Source organism: Akkermansiaceae bacterium (assembly GCA_017798145.1).
Lineage (GTDB): Bacteria > Verrucomicrobiota > Verrucomicrobiia > Verrucomicrobiales > Akkermansiaceae > Luteolibacter.
This window is the reverse complement of the sequence record CP059069.1, coordinates 3380487-3398560: the sequence shown is the minus strand read 5'-3', so window position 1 is coordinate 3398560 and position 18074 is coordinate 3380487. Positions and strand designations below refer to the sequence as shown.

Below are 18074 nucleotides of genomic sequence, written 5' to 3'. Positions count from 1 at the left end.
CCCAAGCTCTTTCCCGGTTGCTCGCAAAAGGGTTTCAGAAACCCTTCTCCATGATGGAAGAGCGGTAAATCACACACGGCATCCGGGGTTGCAATCAGGGTGCCGCTAACGCAGTGTTCCGTTGTGGTGTTCGGACTTCGCTGGCTGTTATCCGCACTCCTCCTCGGGCTTGCCTCTGTGGGATGTGCGCCGGAAAGCTATCTGGTCATCAATCAGAAGGGCGGCGACGCCGAATCCGAAACCTTCGGATACCGCACATGGAAACGGAAAGGCGTGGATCCCGATCTCGTGGTCATCGGAATCCACGGGTTCTGCGGCGCATCGGTGGATTACAAGAACCTCGGCGAGCATCTCGTTAGACGGCAGCCAAAGACCGCCGTCTATGCCTATGAAGTCCGCGGCCAGGGCAGCGACCCCATCCACGAACGCCGCGGCGATATCGGGAATCCCGCCGAATGGTATGCGGATCTGGAGGCATTCACCCAGCTCGTCGAGGAGCGCCACCCACGCGCAAAAATCATCTGGTATGGGGAAAGCATGGGAGCGCTCATCGCCACCCACGCCCTGAGCTCCGCACCGCCCGGAAAGCCCCCCTGCGACGGCTTGGTTCTCTCCTCGCCCATCGTCCGCTTCAAGGATGAGATCGAGCCTTGGAAGCCCGCCCTCGTCCAGGTTGCCGCCGCCACCCTGCCCCTTGCCCGCGTGCCCATCGACGCAATCTCGGGAGGCCAGGCCGTCCAGATGACCAGCGAGTCGGTTCACACCGAGCAGTCGAAGACGAATTCCTACAATATCGAGAAACACACGCTCCGCCTGCTCGCCACACTCGCGAAGCTCATCGACGGCATGAATGGCTGCGCCGAAAAGCTGGAGGTGCCCACCCTCGTCCTCCACGGCGGCCAGGACTTTTTCAACAGCGACTCGGATGTCCGCGGTTTCTTCGCCCGCATCCCTGCCAATATCCCGGCCACCTACCGGAACTATCCGGACGCCCACCACCTCCTGATGTACGACGAAGACCGCGACAAGGTCTTCCGCGATGTCGGCAAATGGCTGAACCTACGCCGCAAGGACTAAGCCGCCCCAATTCAGGATCAGACCTGGATTCCGCTAGCTGGAACTTCGTTTTTCACCTCAAGGCCCCCACCATGCAAAGCATCGCTCGGGTGAATCGATGAAAACTGGGGGGATCCTTGCGAATGGCGGCTCACCGCAGGCTCCGCTCACTCACCTTGCGGGAGCGGGATGGGAAAACCGCCACCGGCAGGGGCTGGCGGGGCATCCTTGATCTCAAGGAGCTCAATCTCGAAGATCAGCGTCGTGTTCGGTGCAATGTCCGCACTGCGGCGCTCCGCCCCGTAGGCCAGATCGCTTGGGATGAAAAGCTTCCACTTCGCGCCGATCGGCATGGTCGTCAGCGCCTCCCGGAAACCGTCGATCACCTGCAGCGTCATCGGCACCGGCGAGCCTTCCGGCGATGCGTCGAATTCCGTGCCGTCGATGAGCGTGCCCCTATAATTCACCATGAACTGCTTTTCCGGGGAGCCTTCCTTGGGCGCGACGTATTTCGAGTCGCCGCCCTTCGCGAGAACCTCATACTGGAGCCCGCTCTTGGTGGTGGTGACTCCCTCGCGCTTGCCGTTCTCCTCAAGGAATTTCTTTCCTGCATCCAGGTTCGCCTGGGCGGCATCCTTCTCTCGCTGCTCAAGCATCTCGCCGAGCGCGGCCATCGCCGCCTGGAGGCGGGCTTCATCGACCTCCGGCTTCTCGCCCTTCGCCGCCGCTTGGAAGCCCTTGATGAAATTTTCCATCTCCAGGTCATCCAGTTTCACCCCGTAGCGGCCGAATTCCTCCGCAAAGCCACCACCCGTGCGGTAGCCCAAGGCATAGGAGGAATCGGACTTCGCCTGCTCCGGGCTGACAGGGGCCGGCGCGGCTTCCGCTGCGGGCGGTGGGGTGTCCTGCGCCATGGCCAAGGTGATGCTGGCAAGGGCGATCATGCCCAGGCGGGCGGCGCTGTTGGGTGAAATGGTGCTCATGGTTCGATTGATGTCCGCGCAGCCTAGGAGCGCCCTTCCAGCCTGTCGAGGAATGGTTTGCGGGATTGTGCCTGTTGGTAAGGTTCAAACCATCGTGGCAGGGACAATACGGCCTCGTCCGTGATTGGAATCGGCTCGGCAGGTTTCCGCCAGCCCCCCCGTGAAACCGGGCGGAAGGCTGGCTCCTGAAAAGAGGGCTTGGTTTGAGGCTTCACACCCGTATCCGCCGGAGGCTGCTGCCAGATCCAAAATCAGTCCCGTCCAGGCCGGATCCGCCAGAGCTTTGTGGGATAGGATATGAAACTGGGTTCCTTGGCGCAGTGTGCGCCGCACAAAAAAAGGACGGGCTGATGCCCGTCCTTTGGGAAATCACCACTTCCGCGAATGCTAGCGCTTGCGGCGAAGGAGTGCGAGTGCTCCCAGTGCAGAGAGAAGTAGCGCAGATGGCTCTGGCACTGCAGTAAGTTGGATGGCATCGACAGTTGCGTCAGTGATACCGAGGTTGGCATCAGATGTCACAATCGTGGTAGGTGATCCAATCAGTAAGGATCCGTTGACCAAGTCCAATTGGTATTCAGTCGGAAGAGCAGGGGCAGCGGGATCAGCAGCAAGCTTTTGAGTGTGCCTGAAAAGCGCAAACTCAGTGCTATCTGAAAGAGATGTCCCGTTACCAATGAACGAATAAAGGGTCTGGCCGATATTAGCGGAAGGGTCGAAGGGATCCACAGATATCGTGAATGCACCCGCAACGGTGGCAAACGCATTTGTGGTGCCAGTGACAAAGTTATCTGATCCGATGAATGACGTGAAATTGGCAACCAGCGAAGTGAAATCGCTAGTTGTCACGAAATTATCAACTGCTGCATCTGTAATACCGAAGCCGCCAAGTCCCGCGAAGCCTGTGGCGAGACGGTCACCCACTGCGTTTATGACAAAAATGTCGCCAGCAAGACCTGAGAGGTTTGGATGTGAGGAGGCATTTATGATGGCAGCTTGGCTAGTTTGGGCGATTGACACGCATACCAGGATGGACTTGAACAGTGTTTTCATAATTTTTAACAGGTGGCGATTGTTACTTAATAATCTATTAGAGATTAGAATAGGTGCTTGGAGGTGTGAGGGTAATGGACGTGCTAGCTGTTTTGCGCTGGATGAAGATAGCCGTTGTGATAGGAAGATTGTCAGGGGCCAAGCCAGGAGTGGTGGCATTTCTCCAAGTGCCTGCGGCGTTCATGAAGTAGCGAGTATAACCACCCAAGCCATTTGGAATCCAGACCACGTCTGCATTGTTGACGGAGTTGTTCTTGGTAAGGGAAGTGTCAAGGCCGATGTTTTGGAGGGTGGACCCAGCAGGGTAAACTGTCGAAATGAAGTTAAAACCTTCAATGATCGCAGATTTGGTGGGTGTCGTCTTCACCTGACCAGTGAGGACGAGATTCACTGGCGTAGCCGACTTGCGCTGTATGAAGACGGCATCCAGGTAAACGACCGGAGTGTTAGGAGCCAAACCAGGGGTGGTGGCATTGCGCCAAGCACCCGCCGCGTTCTGGAAGTAACGAGTGTAATTGCCTGCACCATCGGGCACCCAAACCACATCTGCGTTGTTCACCGCATTGTTTTTCGCGAGCACAGAGCCGGTGGTTCCGAAAATCTCTTCGAGGGTGGCCGCTTTCCTCAGCACATACGAATTTCCAATCACCGCACCCGCAGCGAGAAGATCACCTGCGGTGTTCAGATTCGCTCCGCTACCCGAGCCGACCTCAACAACCTGAGAAACTGCATTTCCATTCGTTACTTCCAACGTATAAATCGCCCCAGGGACAAGAAGCGCGGAAAAATCTTTCGTCGAGTCGGATACAGTGGATGCAGCAACACCCGTGAATGATCCGCTGGTGGTTGGAGCCAATTGAAGGGTAAAGCCGATCGGGTTAAACCCTTGAACGATGCTTTGCGTCACATATCCGCTCGGCTTCGAGTAGGCTGGGGTCTGGGCGGAGGAGAATCCCGACGCGGCGAGCGCGGCGAGGGCGGTGAGAGGGATGAGATGTTTCATGGCAACCAATGTTTAGGGGTTTAGATGATTGGGGTCTAGAAATTTCGTTTCGATACGCGTGACAGGTTTGTCACTGGTGGAACGCTGAAGTTGAATGAATCAACGACACAAGAAAACAGCGGGAAGGGTGGGGTGACAAGGAGAAACTTCGGCAGATCGGAAATTTTTTCTGGGTGATTCGCCAAGCCGGATGCTTCGGAATCGGCGGGAAGAGGGCAGGCTCGGTAAGGATTGGGATGTATTGCGGAGGTGCAAGGGGGATGGGATGGAGGCTTTGGCGGTGGCGGGCATTGTGATCTGGATCAGGAGCCGAACTAGGCCGGGGCGACCCTGCCGTTTTCGGGGATGGCTCTTGGCGTGACAAGGCGGGCGATTTCCGCTATCCGATGGTGGCAATGGCGTTTGATGCAAGGCTTGCGGAGGCGGTTGGGTTGGCGGCGGGGATTTATCTCTGCGTCTGGCTGGCCTTCCGTTTCGGGTGGAAAAAGGCTGACAAGCCGCCGGGGATCTCGCTGCAGGTTTTCGCCCTCGCGCTGGGTCTCTGGGTGTCCGGGAGGGCGTTCTATCCGCAGGAGGCCTGGATGGGGCATCTCGGTGCTGTGCTGGTTTTCTGCGGCACGCTGTTTGCATGGGTCATGTTCGACCGGGGTGTGACGGTTGGCTGGCTGGAGAAGCGCCGCAAGGTGGCCATGCCCATCATCCTGCGGCAGCTGGCGGGAGCCATCGTGGTGCTGGGGGCGGGGGCGGCCATCCTGAAATGGGGATACGGGCTGGAGCTGACCGGGCTGGTGGCGACCTCAGGCGTTGCGGCGGTGATCCTGGGGTTCGCGATGCAGGATTTGCTGGGCAACGTGATCGCCGGTTTCAGCATCCACATGACCAGCGCCTACAAGGTCGGGGACTGGCTGCTGCTGGGGGAGAGCGGCAAGCGCGCGGAGGTGGCGGAGATCAACTGGCGCTCCACGCGCCTCATCGACAACGACCGCGTGTCCCATGAGATCCCAAACAGCGAGATGGTCAAGAACCGCATCGTGAACCTCAACCACCCCGGTGCGGAGCACGGTGTGCGGCTGCGCTTGGGGCTGGATTACGATACCCCTCCCGCCCTCGCAAAGGAGGTGCTCATCAAATGCGCGAAAACCGCCCAAGGAGTCCTGGAAAGTCCGGAACCTGTCGTTTTCCTAATAGATTTTGGCGACTCATCCATCACCTACGAGCTGCGCTTCTGGATGCGCCACGCCCGGCTCTACAACGTCACCTGCGATGAAATCCGCACCGCCCTCTGGTATGAGCTGGGCCGCCGCGACATGCGCATCCCCTTCCCCATCCGCAGCCTTGAGACCCGCACCCCAAACGTCCCGCAGGGCTTCGTGACCGCCAGAAAAAACGCCACCCGCATCCTACGCGGCAGCGGCATGTTCAACAGCCTGGCGCAGGAAGAGGCGGAAAAGCTCATTTCCAGCGGGCGTTTCCTCGTCTTCGGGCCAAGGGAGGCGCTTGTCACCCGCGGCGAGCCGGGCGAATCCATGTTCCTCATCCTGGAGGGTAGCGTGGAGGTCATCGCAAAGGCATCCGATGGGCCACGGGTTGTCCTGGCAACACTTTCCTCAGGCGATTGCTTTGGGGAAATGTCTCTCGTCACCGGCGAGCCGCGCAACGCCACGGTTCGCGCCGCCGGGGATGTGCTGGTACTGGAAATCTCCAAGGCGCAGCTTTCACCACTGATGGCGGAGCGCCCGGAACTGGCGGAAAGCATGGGGAGAATCCTTGAAAAACGCAGGCTTCACCGTGAGGAAAGCCTGACTGGTGCAGGAGCGGCAGACACCAAGGAAAGCGGTCGGAAGAAGGCGGATCCATCATCGCTGGTGCGCCGCATCCGCCATTTCTTCGGGCACTTAGACGCCTGATCCGAAGACAGCCTTCTTCGAGGGCGTGATGTGCGGCGGAGCAAGATAGATCGGCTGCGGCGTTTTCCCCGCCCAGATCGCGCGGGTCTGGGGTGGTGCCGCCTGCCATACCTGCCAGAGGCCAGCGGCAGTGGGGCGTGTCTGCGGAATCTCCACCCCGCTTATCCTGTCCATGCAGAAAACAACGCTGCCATCCTCCCTCGCCCTCGCCAAGGCGGACTCGAAGCCGATCCTGTCGGTCAGTTCCGGCCCGTTGAGCAACTCGCCTCCCTCCATCCTCGCCAGCCAGAAGGAACCACGGCGGGCATCGCCGACAGCGAGGCAGGGTTTCCCGGAAAGCGCTTGCGGCGTCGCCAGCAGGGATGGCACCGCAACCGCCTTGCAGCCTGCCGCGAGCGCCGCGCCCTGCGCGGCTGCGATCCCCACCCGCGTGCCGCTGTAGCTTCCCGGCCCGCTGCCGACAAGGACGCCATCGAAAGGCCTCCTGCCGTGGATTCCCAGGATCTCAGAAAGCGGGCTGAACAGGAGGGCGTTGTGCCTGCGGTCGCTGACGAAACCCCTTTCCGCAACGATCCCACCATCCACAGCGAGTGCGATGGAAGCTGCGTCGGTGGAGGTTTCGAGGATCAGGATGGCACTCACGCCAGCAGCTTAGGCGGGGATTCCCCGGTTTCGAAATCCCAAATTCAACCAACTGAAAATTGGCGATTCCATTTCAGGATGGAAGTTTTCATGAGAATATTCTTGTGGCGTGATTTCAAGGCCATACCTTGGAAGGCCTCATTCTCGCCCCTTGTGGTGAGGCCATCGAATTCCAGCAAAAACCCAAATCGACACCAAACCCATGATACCACCAAAATCCATCTTTCCAGCCTGCCTTCTGGGTGCCTTTTCCATCCCGGCTTCTTCCGCCGTCCTCGCCGGATACAACTTCAATGGCGACAACCTGGCCCAAACCGACGGGCTTCTGGGCGGTGGCAACGCCGTGCTCTCAGGGGGCGCAAGATTTCCCACTCCCGGGGACGGTTCTGTGGAGTTTCCCCATGGCAACACCGCCGGCAGCCTGGCGGCCTCGATCACCGCCAACGATTATGTTGGCTTCACGGTCACGAACAACACCGGACAGCCTGCCACCCTCGATACCCTGACCTTTGACTGGTGGTTCAACAGCCCCAACGCCAGCGGCACCCAGTTTTACCGGATCGACCTGCTGTCAAGCCGGCTTGCCTTCGCCGACGGGAATGCAATTGCCGGCAGGGAGTTCGGCGAGGGTGCCACGCCGGGCGTTGGATTCAACGCCCACGACACAAGGGCCAACGCCTATGCAAATACCTTCAACGTCTCGTCGCTGGGCACGCTGGCCGCCTCGGAATCGATCGAGTTCAGGCTCTACTACTCCACCAATCGGACCACGTTCTCGACGGATACCGTAATCGACAATCTCGCCCTCAACGGCACCGCCGTCCCCGAGCCGAGCGCCGCGCTGCTCGGTGCCCTCGGGTTGCTAGCGCTGCTGCCCCGCCGCCGTTAGAACCGGCACGCCCTTCCTTCCCCGCCGTCCCTTTTCCGGGGCGGCGGGGTCTTTTTTATGGCGCATCTTGCAACTTGCCAGAGGGCCGTGCGTTCGTGAGCATCCGCCATGCGCATTTCAGACCGTTACATCGCCCGGCAGGTGATTGTCGTGACGCTGTATGCGATCGTGGTGCTGAGCGTGGTGCTGGTGATGGGGAACCTCTTCAAGCAGCTCCGCCCGCTGCTCGTGGAGCAGGGCGCGCCCATCGGCCTGGTGCTGCGCTTTGTGGTGAACGTCGTGCCCTATTCGCTCATGTTCACCATCCCATGGGGCTTCCTCTCCGCCGTGCTGCTTGTCTTCGGGCGTATGTCGGGGGAGCACGAGACAACCGCATTCCGGGTCGCAGGCATCAGCCTCGCGCGGCTCTCCCTGCCCGTTTTTGCGGTCGCGGCGGCGCTTTCCGCACTGTGCCTCTGGATCAATGTCAACGTGGTGCCGCTCGCCACCGCCTCGCTGGCCGATCTCGTCTATGAGCAGGTGAAACGCGATCCCCGCTCCCTGCTGGATCCCGGCATCGTGCAGTCGCGCTTCGAGAACCAGAAGGTCTTCGTGGAGGAGAAAAAGGGCGACTCGCTCTACGGCTTCCACCTCTATCAGGTTTCCGGCGGCGACACCCCGGAAACAAACCGTGCCGAGGCCTACGTCCATGCCGGGAAGGTCTCGCTGGTGGTGGATGAGGAAAACAAGCAGCTGCGGCTCAAGCTCATCGACGCATTCATCGAGACCAAGGAGCCGGACGGCACGTCCGAGTTCGCATTCGCCCGGGAGGCGGAGCCGTGGCTCTTCGATTTCGGATCCACGCGCAACCGGAAGATCCGCTCCGGGGCGATGACGAACACCGAGATCCGCAGCTACCTGCGGGACAATCCGGATCTGCCGCAGGAAAAACGGATCGAATTCCGCGCGGAGATCACCAAGCGCTACACCTTTTCCCTGGCCTGCATCGCCTTCGCCTGCGTGGCCGTGCCCCTCGGCATGAAGTCCCGGCGCAAGGACACCTCCGGCGGCCTCATACTCAGCATCATCATCGGCATGTGCTACTTCCTCATCACCGTCCTGGCCGAGGATTTCAAGACGGACGCCGCCGCCACCGCCGTGCTCTGGGCGCCAAACCTGCTTTGCGGCCTGCTAGGCTTCCATCTGTTCAGGCGGGCGAGATTCAGGTAAGAGGGCGGGACACGCATGAGCTTCGGAAAATTCATCAGGAAGTCCTCCCGGAATGTCAGGGACTACTTCGCCACGGAAAAGATCGGCTTCCTCCCGCGCATCGGCCCGATGCGCGGGTATTCGCGGGACAAGCTCGGGGCGGATGCGCGGGCGGCGCTCAACGTGACCCTGCTGGCCCTGCCGCAGGCCATCGCCTACGCCGCCATCGCCGGGCTGGATGTCATCTACGGCGTGGTCTGCTCCGCGGCTGCCGCCATCGTGGCCCCCCTGTTCGCCAGCTCGCGCTTCAATGTCCTCGGCCCGACGAACGCGACGGCGTTCATGCTCTTCAGCTTCTTCTCCGTGCATCCGGCCATGCAGGGCCGCATCCCGGAGCTGCTGCCGCTGCTGGTGCTGCTCATCGCGCTCTGCTCCATGCTCGGCGCCGTCCTCAAGGTCGCCGACCTGCTCCAATACGTTTCCCGCAGCGTGCTGGTGGGCTACATGGCGGGCGCGGCCGTGCTCATCATTGCAAACCAGCTCAAGCCGCTCCTGGGGCTGGACGGATTCATCGATTCAAGCAAGACGGCGACCTTCTTCGGCCTCGTTTGGGAGCTTTTGAAATCCCTCCCCCACACCCAGTGGGTGCCGCTGCTCATCGGCGCAAGCACCCTCCTGATCTACCTCGCCTGCAGGAAATGGAAAAAGGCGTGGCCCGCATTCTCCATCTCCCTGGTCCTCGGGTCCGCGATCTTCGGCCCGCTCATCCATGCCGGCATAGGCCCCTTCGCGGGGCAGGCGACCTTCAGCACCTTCGGCTTCGAGCAGCTGATGCCCACACTGCCGCATCTCTTCAGGCCGGGGATTTTCAACGACATCTCCGCCCTGCTCGGCCTGGCTCTCGCCATTTCCTTCCTTGCCTCCCTGGAGAACACCCTGATGGCGAAGTCGATCTCCTCCCAGACCGGCGACAGGGTGGATGTGAACCAGGACATGCTTTCCGTGGGCTTCGCCAACCTCGGCTCGGCCATCGCCGGCGGGATGCCCGCCTCCGGCTCGCTGACCCGCTCCTCCCTGAATTTCCAATCCGGTGCAGCCACCAAGGCGGCCGCCGTTTTCTCGGGCATATTCACCCTGGTGTTCGTGATCCTCATCGCATGGTCCGGCGAGGCCGGCCTGAACCTCATCGACTACATCCCGAAGTCCGCCCTCGCCGTCCTTGTCATCGCCATCTCCCTCTCGCTGTTCAACGCCCACCAGATCCGTATCTGCCTGCGCTCCACAAGCGACGATGCGGTCGTCATCGGCCTGACCTTCGTGGCAACCCTGCTGGCACCGCTGCATGTCGCCATCTTCATCGGCGTGGCCATCTCCATCACCCTGTTCCTGCGGAAAGCGAGCAAGCCCTACCTCACGGAATACGAGTTCAACGAGACCGGCGAGCTGCGTGAAAAGGAGGGGAGCAATGCGCGGCCCATTCCCGCCATTTCCATCGTCCACGTGGAGGGGGATCTTTTCTTCGGCGCGGCGGAGCTGTTCCGCACACAGATCCAGCGCACCGTGGCGGATCCGGCGATCAAGGTCATCATCCTGCGCCTGAAGAACGCCCGCCACCTCGATGCCACAAGCGTCATGGCGCTCGAAGACCTGGTTCATTTCATGCGCCGCAGGGAGCTGCACCTGCTCGTATCCGGGGCGACGAAGCAGGTTTACAAAGTGCTCAAGCGCTCCGGCATCCTGGAAACCTTGCAGGAAGGAACCGACCGCACCCAGGGCGAGAGCAACATCTTCCTGACGATGCCCTCGAACCCGAACATCTCCACCCGCGGCGCCCTGCTCCGCGCCCAGCAGCTGCTGGGCACCAAGGAAGCCGATGTCCGGATCTTCTACGATGCCGGCAAGCGGACGGACGGCCCGGGGTGAACGTGGACGAAGCGGCGCCGGGCCGCCTAATCATTGGTGAAGGCGTGGACCATGACATGCCGGTAGGTTTCGCCCGGCCTGAGCACCGCACCGGGGAATGACGCCTGGTTGGGCGCATCCGGGAAATTCTCAGTCTCCAGGCAGAGTGCGGAGCGATGGGGATATTTCGCGCCCATTTTCCCGGGCTGGAAATCACCTGCGAAATCCCCGGGATTGAGGAAATTCCCGCCATAGAACTGGATCGCCGGCTGGTTGGTCGAGACCTCCATGATGCGGCCGCTGAGGGGATCGCGAAGCCTTGCCGCAAGGGCGAGGCCATCCGGCTTCGGCTCGGTGAGCACCCAGCAATGGTCGTATCCGCCGGCCAGCTGCAGTGCCGGGAACGGCTCCCCCACCCTCTCGCCGATGAGATGGGGAGCGGTGAAATCCATGGGAGTCCCGGCCACGGGAGCCAGCTCTCCGGTCGGGATCAGCCCGGCATCGGTGGGCAGGTAGCGGTCCGCGAAAAGGGTCAGCTCATGGCCGTTGACCGTGGATGAAGGATCGCCGGAAAGGTTCCAGTAGGTGTGGTGGACGAGGTTGATGACGGTGGCGGCCGTGGTGGTGGCGGTGGCCTCCCAGATGAGTTCGTTGTCCTTGGTCAAGGTGTAGGTGATCGCCGCAGTGACCGTGCCGGGGTAACCCTCCTCGCCGTCCGGGGATACGTATCCGAAGGTGATGCTCTCGGGCGAGGGGCGCTTGACCACTTCCCACATCCGCTTGTTGAAGCCCTTGTCCCCGCCGTGCAGGTGGCACGGGATGCCGCCCGGCGAATTGTTCGTGGCGAGCGAGTGCTCCTTGCCGTCCAGGCTGAATTTCCCATGGGCGATTCGGTTCCCGAAACGGCCCACCGACGCCCCGAAATAAGGGTTCTTCGTTCCGGCATAGCCTGCGACGGAATCGTAGCCGTGGGTCACATCGGCTGCTTTGCCGTACTTGTCGGGCACTTCCAGCGAGACAAGCGTCGCGCCGAAATCGGAAACCTTCGCTACCATGCCGCGGCCGTTGGAAAGGGTGTAGAGAAGCGCCTCGCCGCCATCGGGCAGCTTGCCGAAGGATACCGCCTCCGGCACGCCGTCGGCTGCGGTTTCATGGTTGTTGGTATTGCAGGATAGCATGGAAAGGATCGCGACCGACAGGCTCATGGGTTTGATGATGCGGATCATCCCGGATGTCTATTGGATACGATGCCAAATGAAAGCTTTATCCGCTCTCACCGACTGGCTGGGAGTCCGGCAACAAGGCGGCGCGGAGTTTCCGAGGCAGCGATTTCCTTGCCATCAGCCAGGATGCGGAAGCCCCGCCCCCTGCCGTATCGCGTGCCGTCACTGTCATATAGGACCGTCAGCAGCCGGCCATGGTACGGCACCGCATCGAGGCAGAACCAATCCCACGAGCCGGCGGGAACAAGCGGATGCACCTCCACCTTGTCGTCCGCACGGGGACGCAGGCCGATGAGCCCGGATATGATGAGATCGCAATAGGTGGAATGGTTGTAATCCTTGCCGCGCTCCTCCCCGCCCTTGCCCGGATCCCAGGTGCCGTCCTTCCATGCCTTCAGCCTCGTCCGCGCGATCCAGTCCCCGGTGAAGGGGTTCAGGTTCTCATCGATCCACGGCACGACGGTCCCGTCCTCGCGCTTCAGCCGATGGGAAGCCGTGTAGGTCTTGAGCGTACCGAGGTAGTCAGCCGCCGTCACGAAATCCTGCGGATATTCATGCAGCACCCTGGCCATCGCAGTGAGCGTGACCGAGGTCGAAAAGGGCCAGCTCGGCCCGTTCCACTGGCATTCGTGGCCGGTGTAGGAGACGGAAAACCGCGGATGCCGCTGCTCCGCAACCGTCGGGCCGAAGGGTGCCTTGAAACCCTTGGGATCGGTGAGCTGCCTCCAGGCGATCTCATACCCCCTGCCCTTCTCCGGCAGGCCGAAATACCATGGGGTGAAGCCATGGAGCTCGCGGACATCGACCAACCCGCCATCGCCACCGAGCGGCTGCACCTTGAAGAATTTCGCATCATCGTCCCAGAGCTTGGCCTGCACCAGGCTCCTCAGCCGCCTGGCTTTTCCCGCGTAGGTTTCGGCGATCTCCACATTCCCGGCACGCCGGGCGATTTCCGAAATCGCAAGCGCATCGCCGAACATGTAGGAGTTGATCGTCGCCCGCTTGCCCTTTCCGGCCGAGCCTGCGCCGCCGATGGAAACCTCCATCCCATCGCGGTCGTCGATCTGCCAGAACAGGCCGTCGTCATCGAGGCGGCTTTTTTCCCATTCCGAGTAATTCGCGATGAGATCCGGCAGCAGGTCCATGGCCTGGGTGAAATCGCCGGACACCAGCGCCCTCTGCAGGATGGAATCCGCAGCCCAGAAACTGTATCTCCGGGGTTGGCCGCCCTTGCGGAACCAGAAGAGCGAGTAGTCGTCCAGGAATTTCCCGTCCCGGATCCAGCGCCCTTCGCGGAAGTGGTGGCCCGCCGGGCAGCTGATCGTGTTGTGTTTCCCGCTCCAGCTCACCTGCGGGAGGAACTCGGTGATGACAAAGCCGTCCGGGGTCTGCTTGATATGCTTGCGGAACGTCCACCAGCGGAAGTGGTAGATTTCCGTGATCTCCTTGTCCGGGCAGTCGAAGGGCGGCACGTTTGCAGCCATCCAGTCCGCCGCCTCCGCGTTCGGGATGTGCTGACCGCCGTGGCTTGCATCCGTGCGGTTGAAATTTTCCGCATATGCCCGCAGCGCATCGGTTGTGAGCACCGCAGGCCCGGCCGAAGCCATGGCGGCGGCGGCAAGAAACATCGCGGCAGCCTTCATGCCTTCTCCCATGGCCCGGTGATGGCAAGGGTCAGGCCGTGGCCCTGGAGGTTCACGAACAGCCATTTCCCGTCCGGCGAGAAACAGCAGCCTGCGAACTCGGACTTGTCCTTTGCGTTGGTCGCGATGGTGAAAATTTTCCCCTCCGGGGTGACGCACTGGACATGGGATTGCTCCGCGAAGGAATCATCGATGAGATCCTCGCAGATCACCAGGCCGCCCCAAGGGGCGGGGCAGAGGTTGTCGCCGTTTGTCAGGATATCGTCCTCGGCGGATTCCAGGAACAGCTCGAGCATATCCGGCCTTCCCGCATCCCCGGAAGGGCGCAGGCGGAAGAGCTGCCCGTGCCGTGCCGGCCCCCCATCCGTGCAGCAGATGAAAACCCCGTCCGGAGTGTGATGGATCCCCTCGCCGCGCGCAAAACACGCCGCCCCCGCCTCATGGCCGCGGATGCGCAGATCGTCTTTCTCAGCATCGGTTTCCGTCAGGTCGATCCATTCCGCCATCATCTCCCCGCGCTCCACCGGCCACTTCGAATCCGGATCATAGTTGCGCAGATCCGCCTTGGGCTTGCCGACGATGGCCAGCGCCTGGAGCTTGCCGTCCGTCAGGCTGTTTTTTTGCGATGGCACGAAGCGGTAGAGCAACCCGTCCGTCCTGTCCTCGGTGATGTAGATGATGCCGGTGGCGGGGTCGATGGCGACCGCCTCATGCCGGAAACGACCCAGCCCCTTGAGCGCTACCGCCTTCTGGAGCCCGGGCGTGGCGGTGGCCTTGACCTCGAAGCACCAGCCGTGGTTGCGCCCCCGCTCGCTGGTCAAATCCTCCGGCTCCTCGCAGGTGATCCATGTCCCCCATGGGGTAGGGCCGCCCGCGCAGTTCCGATCCGTGCCGGTAAGGGAGAGAAACTGCGAAACGGTCTCGCCGGTGGCCGGATCAAAGACAAGGTTCGTCGTCCCGCCGAGATGCGGCCTCTTGCCGTTTTCCCCCGCATCATGGCTGAGCGATGGGTCGAGGTTTTCCGGGTAGCGGTGATTGTTCGGGAAGGGGCCGGCTCCTGTCATCGCCAGGGAGAGCTCGTGGTTGCGCACCAGCACAACTTTTCCGTCCGCTGCCGGGAAAGCCGCCATGCCATCGGGCTTGCCAGGGAGCCTGAAGCCATCCGCCATTGTCTCCCCGGCCTTGGAAAGCACGCGGTAGGAAAATCCTTCCGGCAGATCAAGGATGCGCTGCGGGTCTTTGCGGAGCGGCCCGAAGGGCTGGATGGTCCGGGTGGCCGGGGCGGCACCCGCGTATTGGCGGAGACCCATGAATGCAAGGGCGGTGACTCCGATGAACTGGCGGCGTGTTGTCATGTGCCGCATGATCCACCGGTTCCCGGATTTTTCCAGCATTCTTGCGCAAACATTCCGCCAAGGCCTCCTCTACCGGTTTTCCCATCTCAGTTTGTGGAAACGCCAGCCATCGCCACCCTTCACCCAATGGATCGTAACATCGAAGCTCCCATCCGCCGGACGCCCGGAGCCCAGCTCAAGGAAGCCCTCCGCATCAAAGGCGACGCGCGCCGCCCCGCCATCGACGATCACTTCCCGGAATGCCGTGACCCGGAAATCCGAGCGCTTCGCGTTCTGGCAGATCCACGAGAACGCGGACTCCATCTCCTCCTTGTCGAAGCTGCCGTTGGCATCCGGGATGTCTGGGATCTCCAGCTCCACCTCGGGCGCAAGCATCGCATTCATGGAAAACACCTTCGCCTGCCGCATCGGGCCGCCGGACCCATCGCTCATCGAGATCACTTCCATCAGGTGGCTCGTCCGCCGCATGATCACCTGCTCCGGCGAGAACCACCACATCCCCAGCGGGATGAGCATCAGCACAGCAACGACGGCGGCAATCAGGAATTTTTTCATGTGCGGACAGGCTCGCGGAACATAGGCACGGCAGCCTCCACACGCCAGCGCGAAAGGCCTTTCATTCGCGTTGACCCATGCCCCGGCAGATGACACTTTCCCCCTGTTATGAAATTCCTCTCCCTTGGCATGGTTCCCGCAGCGCTTGCGCTTTCATCCTGCGGAATGATGAATGCACCCCTGGACGGCAGCGGCAGCTTCGACCCCCTCAGGCCGCCGGGGAGCGGGATGCAGGGCGCACCCACCAGCTACGGCCCGGATCTTTCGCCTGGGACTTTCGTCACGGCGAACATCCCCAACACCGCCTTCTACAAGAACAAGCCCAAGGGCACGGAGGATGCAGACAAACTCCTGAGCATGGGAACCAACATGAAGATCGTCTCGAACGATTCCAATTACCTCAAGGTGGAGCTGGACAGCGGCGAGGTCGGCTGGGTGCCATCCGTGATGGTCGCTTCCGCCAACCCCGGCGCGGATAACTACCCCATCGACGGCACCTACCAGGTCTATCCCCCCCTGCCCGGCGGAACATCCATCGAGCCTCTCCCCATCATCGATCCGAACGGCCTCCCCCCCGAGGGAGCCATCCCGACCATCATCGATCCCGACGCACCGGTTCCCGATCCCGGAACCCCGATCAAGATCGACCCCGTGCCAGACCTCAAGCCCACCGAGCCGGAAGTGAAACCCGAGGAAGTAAAGCCCGAGGAAACAAAACCCGAAGGGGTGAAGCCTGCGGAGGGGGATGCGGGCAAAGCCGCCGACTGAGATTTGACCGGGCACAATTATGGACATCGCCGAACTGTGCGCCATGGCCGAGGAGGAAGTGGCGATGATTGTCCATGTCCTGCCTGAGGAAGTGAAGGAAAAGGCGGAGCAGTGCCCCGTCTCCTACGAGGACAAGCCGCAGCCCGGAGACCCACTCGGGGAAGACCTGCTAGGTCTCTTCGAAGGGGCATCGCTCATCGAGGAACCCGGCCCTGACGCTCTGCCGCTGATCCGCATCTTCGTGGGCAACCTCTGGGACTACACAGAGCGCGACGAACAGGACTTCCGCGACGAGGTCGGCACCACCTACCTCCACGAGCTCGGCCACTACCTCGGCTGGGATGAGGATGAGGTGGCGGAACGAGGGCTGGAGTGAGCCTATGACAATGAACCGGCCACTACGGGGATGACGTCACCGCCTCGCTCAAAAGGCGCATCAAAGCCCAGGAAAAGGAGATCGCTGCAATCCGCCTGCTGATCGGGAAACTGCTCAGATCGCATCCCTCGCTCGGAGCGAAATGCGAACTCCTCCGGGGCATCCCCGGCCTTGGCAAGACCATCGTCCAGATCGTCCTTGGCGAGCTCCCCGACCTGCGCGGGTTCAGCGATGCGCGCCAGCTCGCCGGCTGGGTCGGCCTCACGTCCTCTCACCTCAAGGGCGGAACCTTGGGACGCACCAGAACCCCGATCACCAAGATCGATCCATCCACCTGAGGTGCGACCTCTGCATGGCCGCGATGGCCGCGCGCGTGTCCAACCCGCTGCCCAAAAAAACCTTCGCCGACAGGCTCATCGCCGCCGGAAAGAAACCCAAACAGGTCATAGTCATAGCGCACCAAGTCCTGGCCGGGAGGCGCACGTAGATGGCAGGTTGAGGGCTGTAATCATAAATTCGATCCGATAACACAGCGCGGCCAGGGATTGGGTGCCGCGCCTTGTTCGGCAATGTGCATTCTTCGGATTCCTTTCCAGCCATCTATTTTACGATCCACCACTTTCCCTCGCTAAATCTCATATCGAGTCCAAATGGAGGCCCTGACGCAGGTTTCTGACCATTGAGAAGCGAAACGTCTGCTTGAATGCCGTCGTCCTTGATCCTGATTTGGATTTGGGGATCTCTCGGTAGCGGTGGCATTCCCTTTTCCATCTCTTTCTTGAGCTCTTCGCGCTCCGCTGGGATGACGAATTTGGCAGCTTCGTCCACATTCTTGTTCACGAGTGCCGTGATGAATGCCTTGGCAACCGCCTCAGCCTCCGCCGTGGCTTTTTTCTCCGCGCCGATTTTGGCATCTGCCTCCTCTGCCAACTGCTGATCAATCTTTTTGAGGAGCTCCGCCGCTGCCTCGCGGTCTGCCGGATTATCATCGTTCTCCATTGTTTTGCCGAGGGAGATGATGGCCTTGGTTTGCCGGTCGACTTTCCAGAGTGTATAGGCAGCCTGATTGCGAATGTAACTGTCCTCGTGCTCAAGTGCCTTGGTCAGGGCTGGAACGGCGCTCTTCGCTTCCGGCCCGAGTTTCTGGAGCGTTTGGAAGGACATCCCCCTGCCCGCGCCATCACCACCAGTCCCGGTCATTTGACGGATGCATTGCTCAATGAGCTTTTCCTTGGCCTCGTCGTAAGGAGTCGCGGCATTGCCGCCGCTAACGCAAAGGAAGACTAAGGCTGTCGTCAGAGGCATCAAGAGACCCATGATTCTTTTCCTGTGATTTATTTTCATGTTCTATTCTTGTTTCAGGTTTAATGCCAAAGTGGTGGCACCCGCTACCTGGAGCGCCCGTCCGATCCAGGGTAAAGGGTTCTCATCAGGGTTCAATCTCCGACTCGTGGCGGTGCAGCGGGTTGTCCATCCACGCCTTGTTGTGCCTTTTTGTTTTCTGAGCACGGCTTCGGATTCGCCAATCCGCGTG

At 61.1% G+C, this 18074-nt stretch carries 17 protein-coding genes; 8 read left to right on the top strand and 9 right to left on the bottom strand.

Translation table 11 applies throughout. From position 1 onward, the window contains the following. Positions 1 to 126 precede the first annotated feature (126 nt). Positions 127 to 1077 carry an alpha/beta fold hydrolase gene (locus tag HZ994_14545; GenBank protein QTN33484.1) on the top strand — a complete coding sequence of 317 codons (951 nt, stop codon included), beginning with the start codon at positions 127 to 129 and terminating at the stop codon, positions 1075 to 1077. Positions 1078 to 1223: 146 nt separating this feature from the next. Here the strand turns inward: HZ994_14545 and HZ994_14540 are convergent, their stop codons facing one another. The 3 genes from HZ994_14540 to HZ994_14530 form a co-directional block, all read right to left on the bottom strand. After that, positions 1224 to 2039, bottom strand: coding sequence for an FKBP-type peptidyl-prolyl cis-trans isomerase (locus HZ994_14540; protein ID QTN33483.1), 816 nt, complete (start codon positions 2037 to 2039; stop codon positions 1224 to 1226). Between the two features lie 387 nt (positions 2040 to 2426). Then, complete coding sequence (locus tag HZ994_14535) at positions 2427 to 3089, bottom strand: PEP-CTERM sorting domain-containing protein (protein ID QTN33482.1); 663 nt, start codon at positions 3087 to 3089, stop codon at positions 2427 to 2429. 37 nt (positions 3090 to 3126) lie between these two features. Further along, positions 3127 to 4092 carry a hypothetical protein gene (locus HZ994_14530; GenBank protein QTN33481.1) on the bottom strand — a complete coding sequence of 322 codons (966 nt, stop codon included), beginning with the start codon at positions 4090 to 4092 and terminating at the stop codon, positions 3127 to 3129. Positions 4093 to 4487: 395 nt separating this feature from the next. Here HZ994_14530 and HZ994_14525 point away from each other — a divergent pair, with 395 nt between their 5' ends. Further along, entirely contained in the window at positions 4488 to 5999 is a 1512-nt protein-coding gene (locus HZ994_14525) for a mechanosensitive ion channel (protein ID QTN33480.1), read from the top strand. Here HZ994_14525 and tsaB read toward each other — a convergent pair. After that, on the bottom strand, positions 5988 to 6641 hold the full coding sequence (gene tsaB, locus HZ994_14520) for a tRNA (adenosine(37)-N6)-threonylcarbamoyltransferase complex dimerization subunit type 1 TsaB (GenBank protein ID QTN33479.1): 654 nt from the start codon (positions 6639 to 6641) through the stop codon (positions 5988 to 5990). The genes HZ994_14525 and tsaB overlap by 12 nt on opposite strands. Before the next feature lie 202 nt (positions 6642 to 6843). Between tsaB and HZ994_14515 the strand changes: the two genes are divergently transcribed. The 3 genes from HZ994_14515 to HZ994_14505 all read left to right on the top strand — a co-directional run bounded on the left by HZ994_14515 (position 6844) and on the right by HZ994_14505 (position 10641). Next, a complete protein-coding gene (locus HZ994_14515) occupies positions 6844 to 7530 on the top strand; it encodes a hypothetical protein (protein ID QTN33478.1) in 687 nt (228 codons plus the stop codon). A 108-nt stretch (positions 7531 to 7638) separates the two neighbouring features. Continuing rightward, entirely contained in the window at positions 7639 to 8739 is a 1101-nt protein-coding gene (locus HZ994_14510; protein QTN33477.1) for an LptF/LptG family permease, read from the top strand. A gap of 15 nt (positions 8740 to 8754) precedes the next feature. After that, positions 8755 to 10641, top strand: coding sequence for a SulP family inorganic anion transporter (locus tag HZ994_14505; GenBank protein QTN33476.1), 1887 nt, complete (start codon positions 8755 to 8757; stop codon positions 10639 to 10641). A 26-nt stretch (positions 10642 to 10667) separates the two neighbouring features. Here the strand turns inward: HZ994_14505 and HZ994_14500 are convergent, their stop codons facing one another. The 4 genes from HZ994_14500 to HZ994_14485 form a co-directional block, all read right to left on the bottom strand. Then, positions 10668 to 11846, bottom strand: a complete 1179-nt coding sequence (locus HZ994_14500) for a galactose mutarotase (protein QTN33475.1) — start codon at positions 11844 to 11846, stop codon at positions 10668 to 10670. A gap of 47 nt (positions 11847 to 11893) precedes the next feature. Beyond that, complete coding sequence (locus HZ994_14495; GenBank protein ID QTN34408.1) at positions 11894 to 13486, bottom strand: hypothetical protein; 1593 nt, start codon at positions 13484 to 13486, stop codon at positions 11894 to 11896. Next, positions 13483 to 14841, bottom strand: a complete 1359-nt coding sequence (locus HZ994_14490; protein QTN33474.1) for a DUF839 domain-containing protein — start codon at positions 14839 to 14841, stop codon at positions 13483 to 13485. Before HZ994_14490 ends, HZ994_14495 begins: the two co-directional genes overlap by 4 nt. Positions 14842 to 14910: 69 nt before the next feature. Then, complete coding sequence (locus tag HZ994_14485; protein ID QTN33473.1) at positions 14911 to 15396, bottom strand: hypothetical protein; 486 nt, start codon at positions 15394 to 15396, stop codon at positions 14911 to 14913. 108 nt (positions 15397 to 15504) lie between these two features. Between HZ994_14485 and HZ994_14480 the strand changes: the two genes are divergently transcribed. The 3 genes from HZ994_14480 to HZ994_14470 are packed head-to-tail and all read left to right on the top strand — an operon-like array spanning position 15505 to position 16878. After that, positions 15505 to 16164, top strand: a complete 660-nt coding sequence (locus HZ994_14480; GenBank protein ID QTN33472.1) for a hypothetical protein — start codon at positions 15505 to 15507, stop codon at positions 16162 to 16164. A gap of 19 nt (positions 16165 to 16183) precedes the next feature. Next, a complete protein-coding gene (locus HZ994_14475) occupies positions 16184 to 16540 on the top strand; it encodes a metallopeptidase family protein (GenBank protein QTN33471.1) in 357 nt (118 codons plus the stop codon). Positions 16541 to 16599: 59 nt separating this feature from the next. After that, the gene (locus HZ994_14470) at positions 16600 to 16878 is read left to right on the top strand and encodes a transposase (protein ID QTN34407.1); all 279 of its coding nucleotides are present in this window, start codon (positions 16600 to 16602) and stop codon (positions 16876 to 16878) included. A 262-nt stretch (positions 16879 to 17140) separates the two neighbouring features. On the opposite strand, the gene HZ994_14465 is transcribed toward HZ994_14470, so the two are convergent. Then, positions 17141 to 17884 (bottom strand): HEAT repeat domain-containing protein, encoded by a 744-nt coding sequence (locus HZ994_14465; GenBank protein QTN33470.1) that lies wholly within the window; start codon positions 17882 to 17884, stop codon positions 17141 to 17143. Between the last annotated feature and the right edge of the window lie 190 nt (positions 17885 to 18074).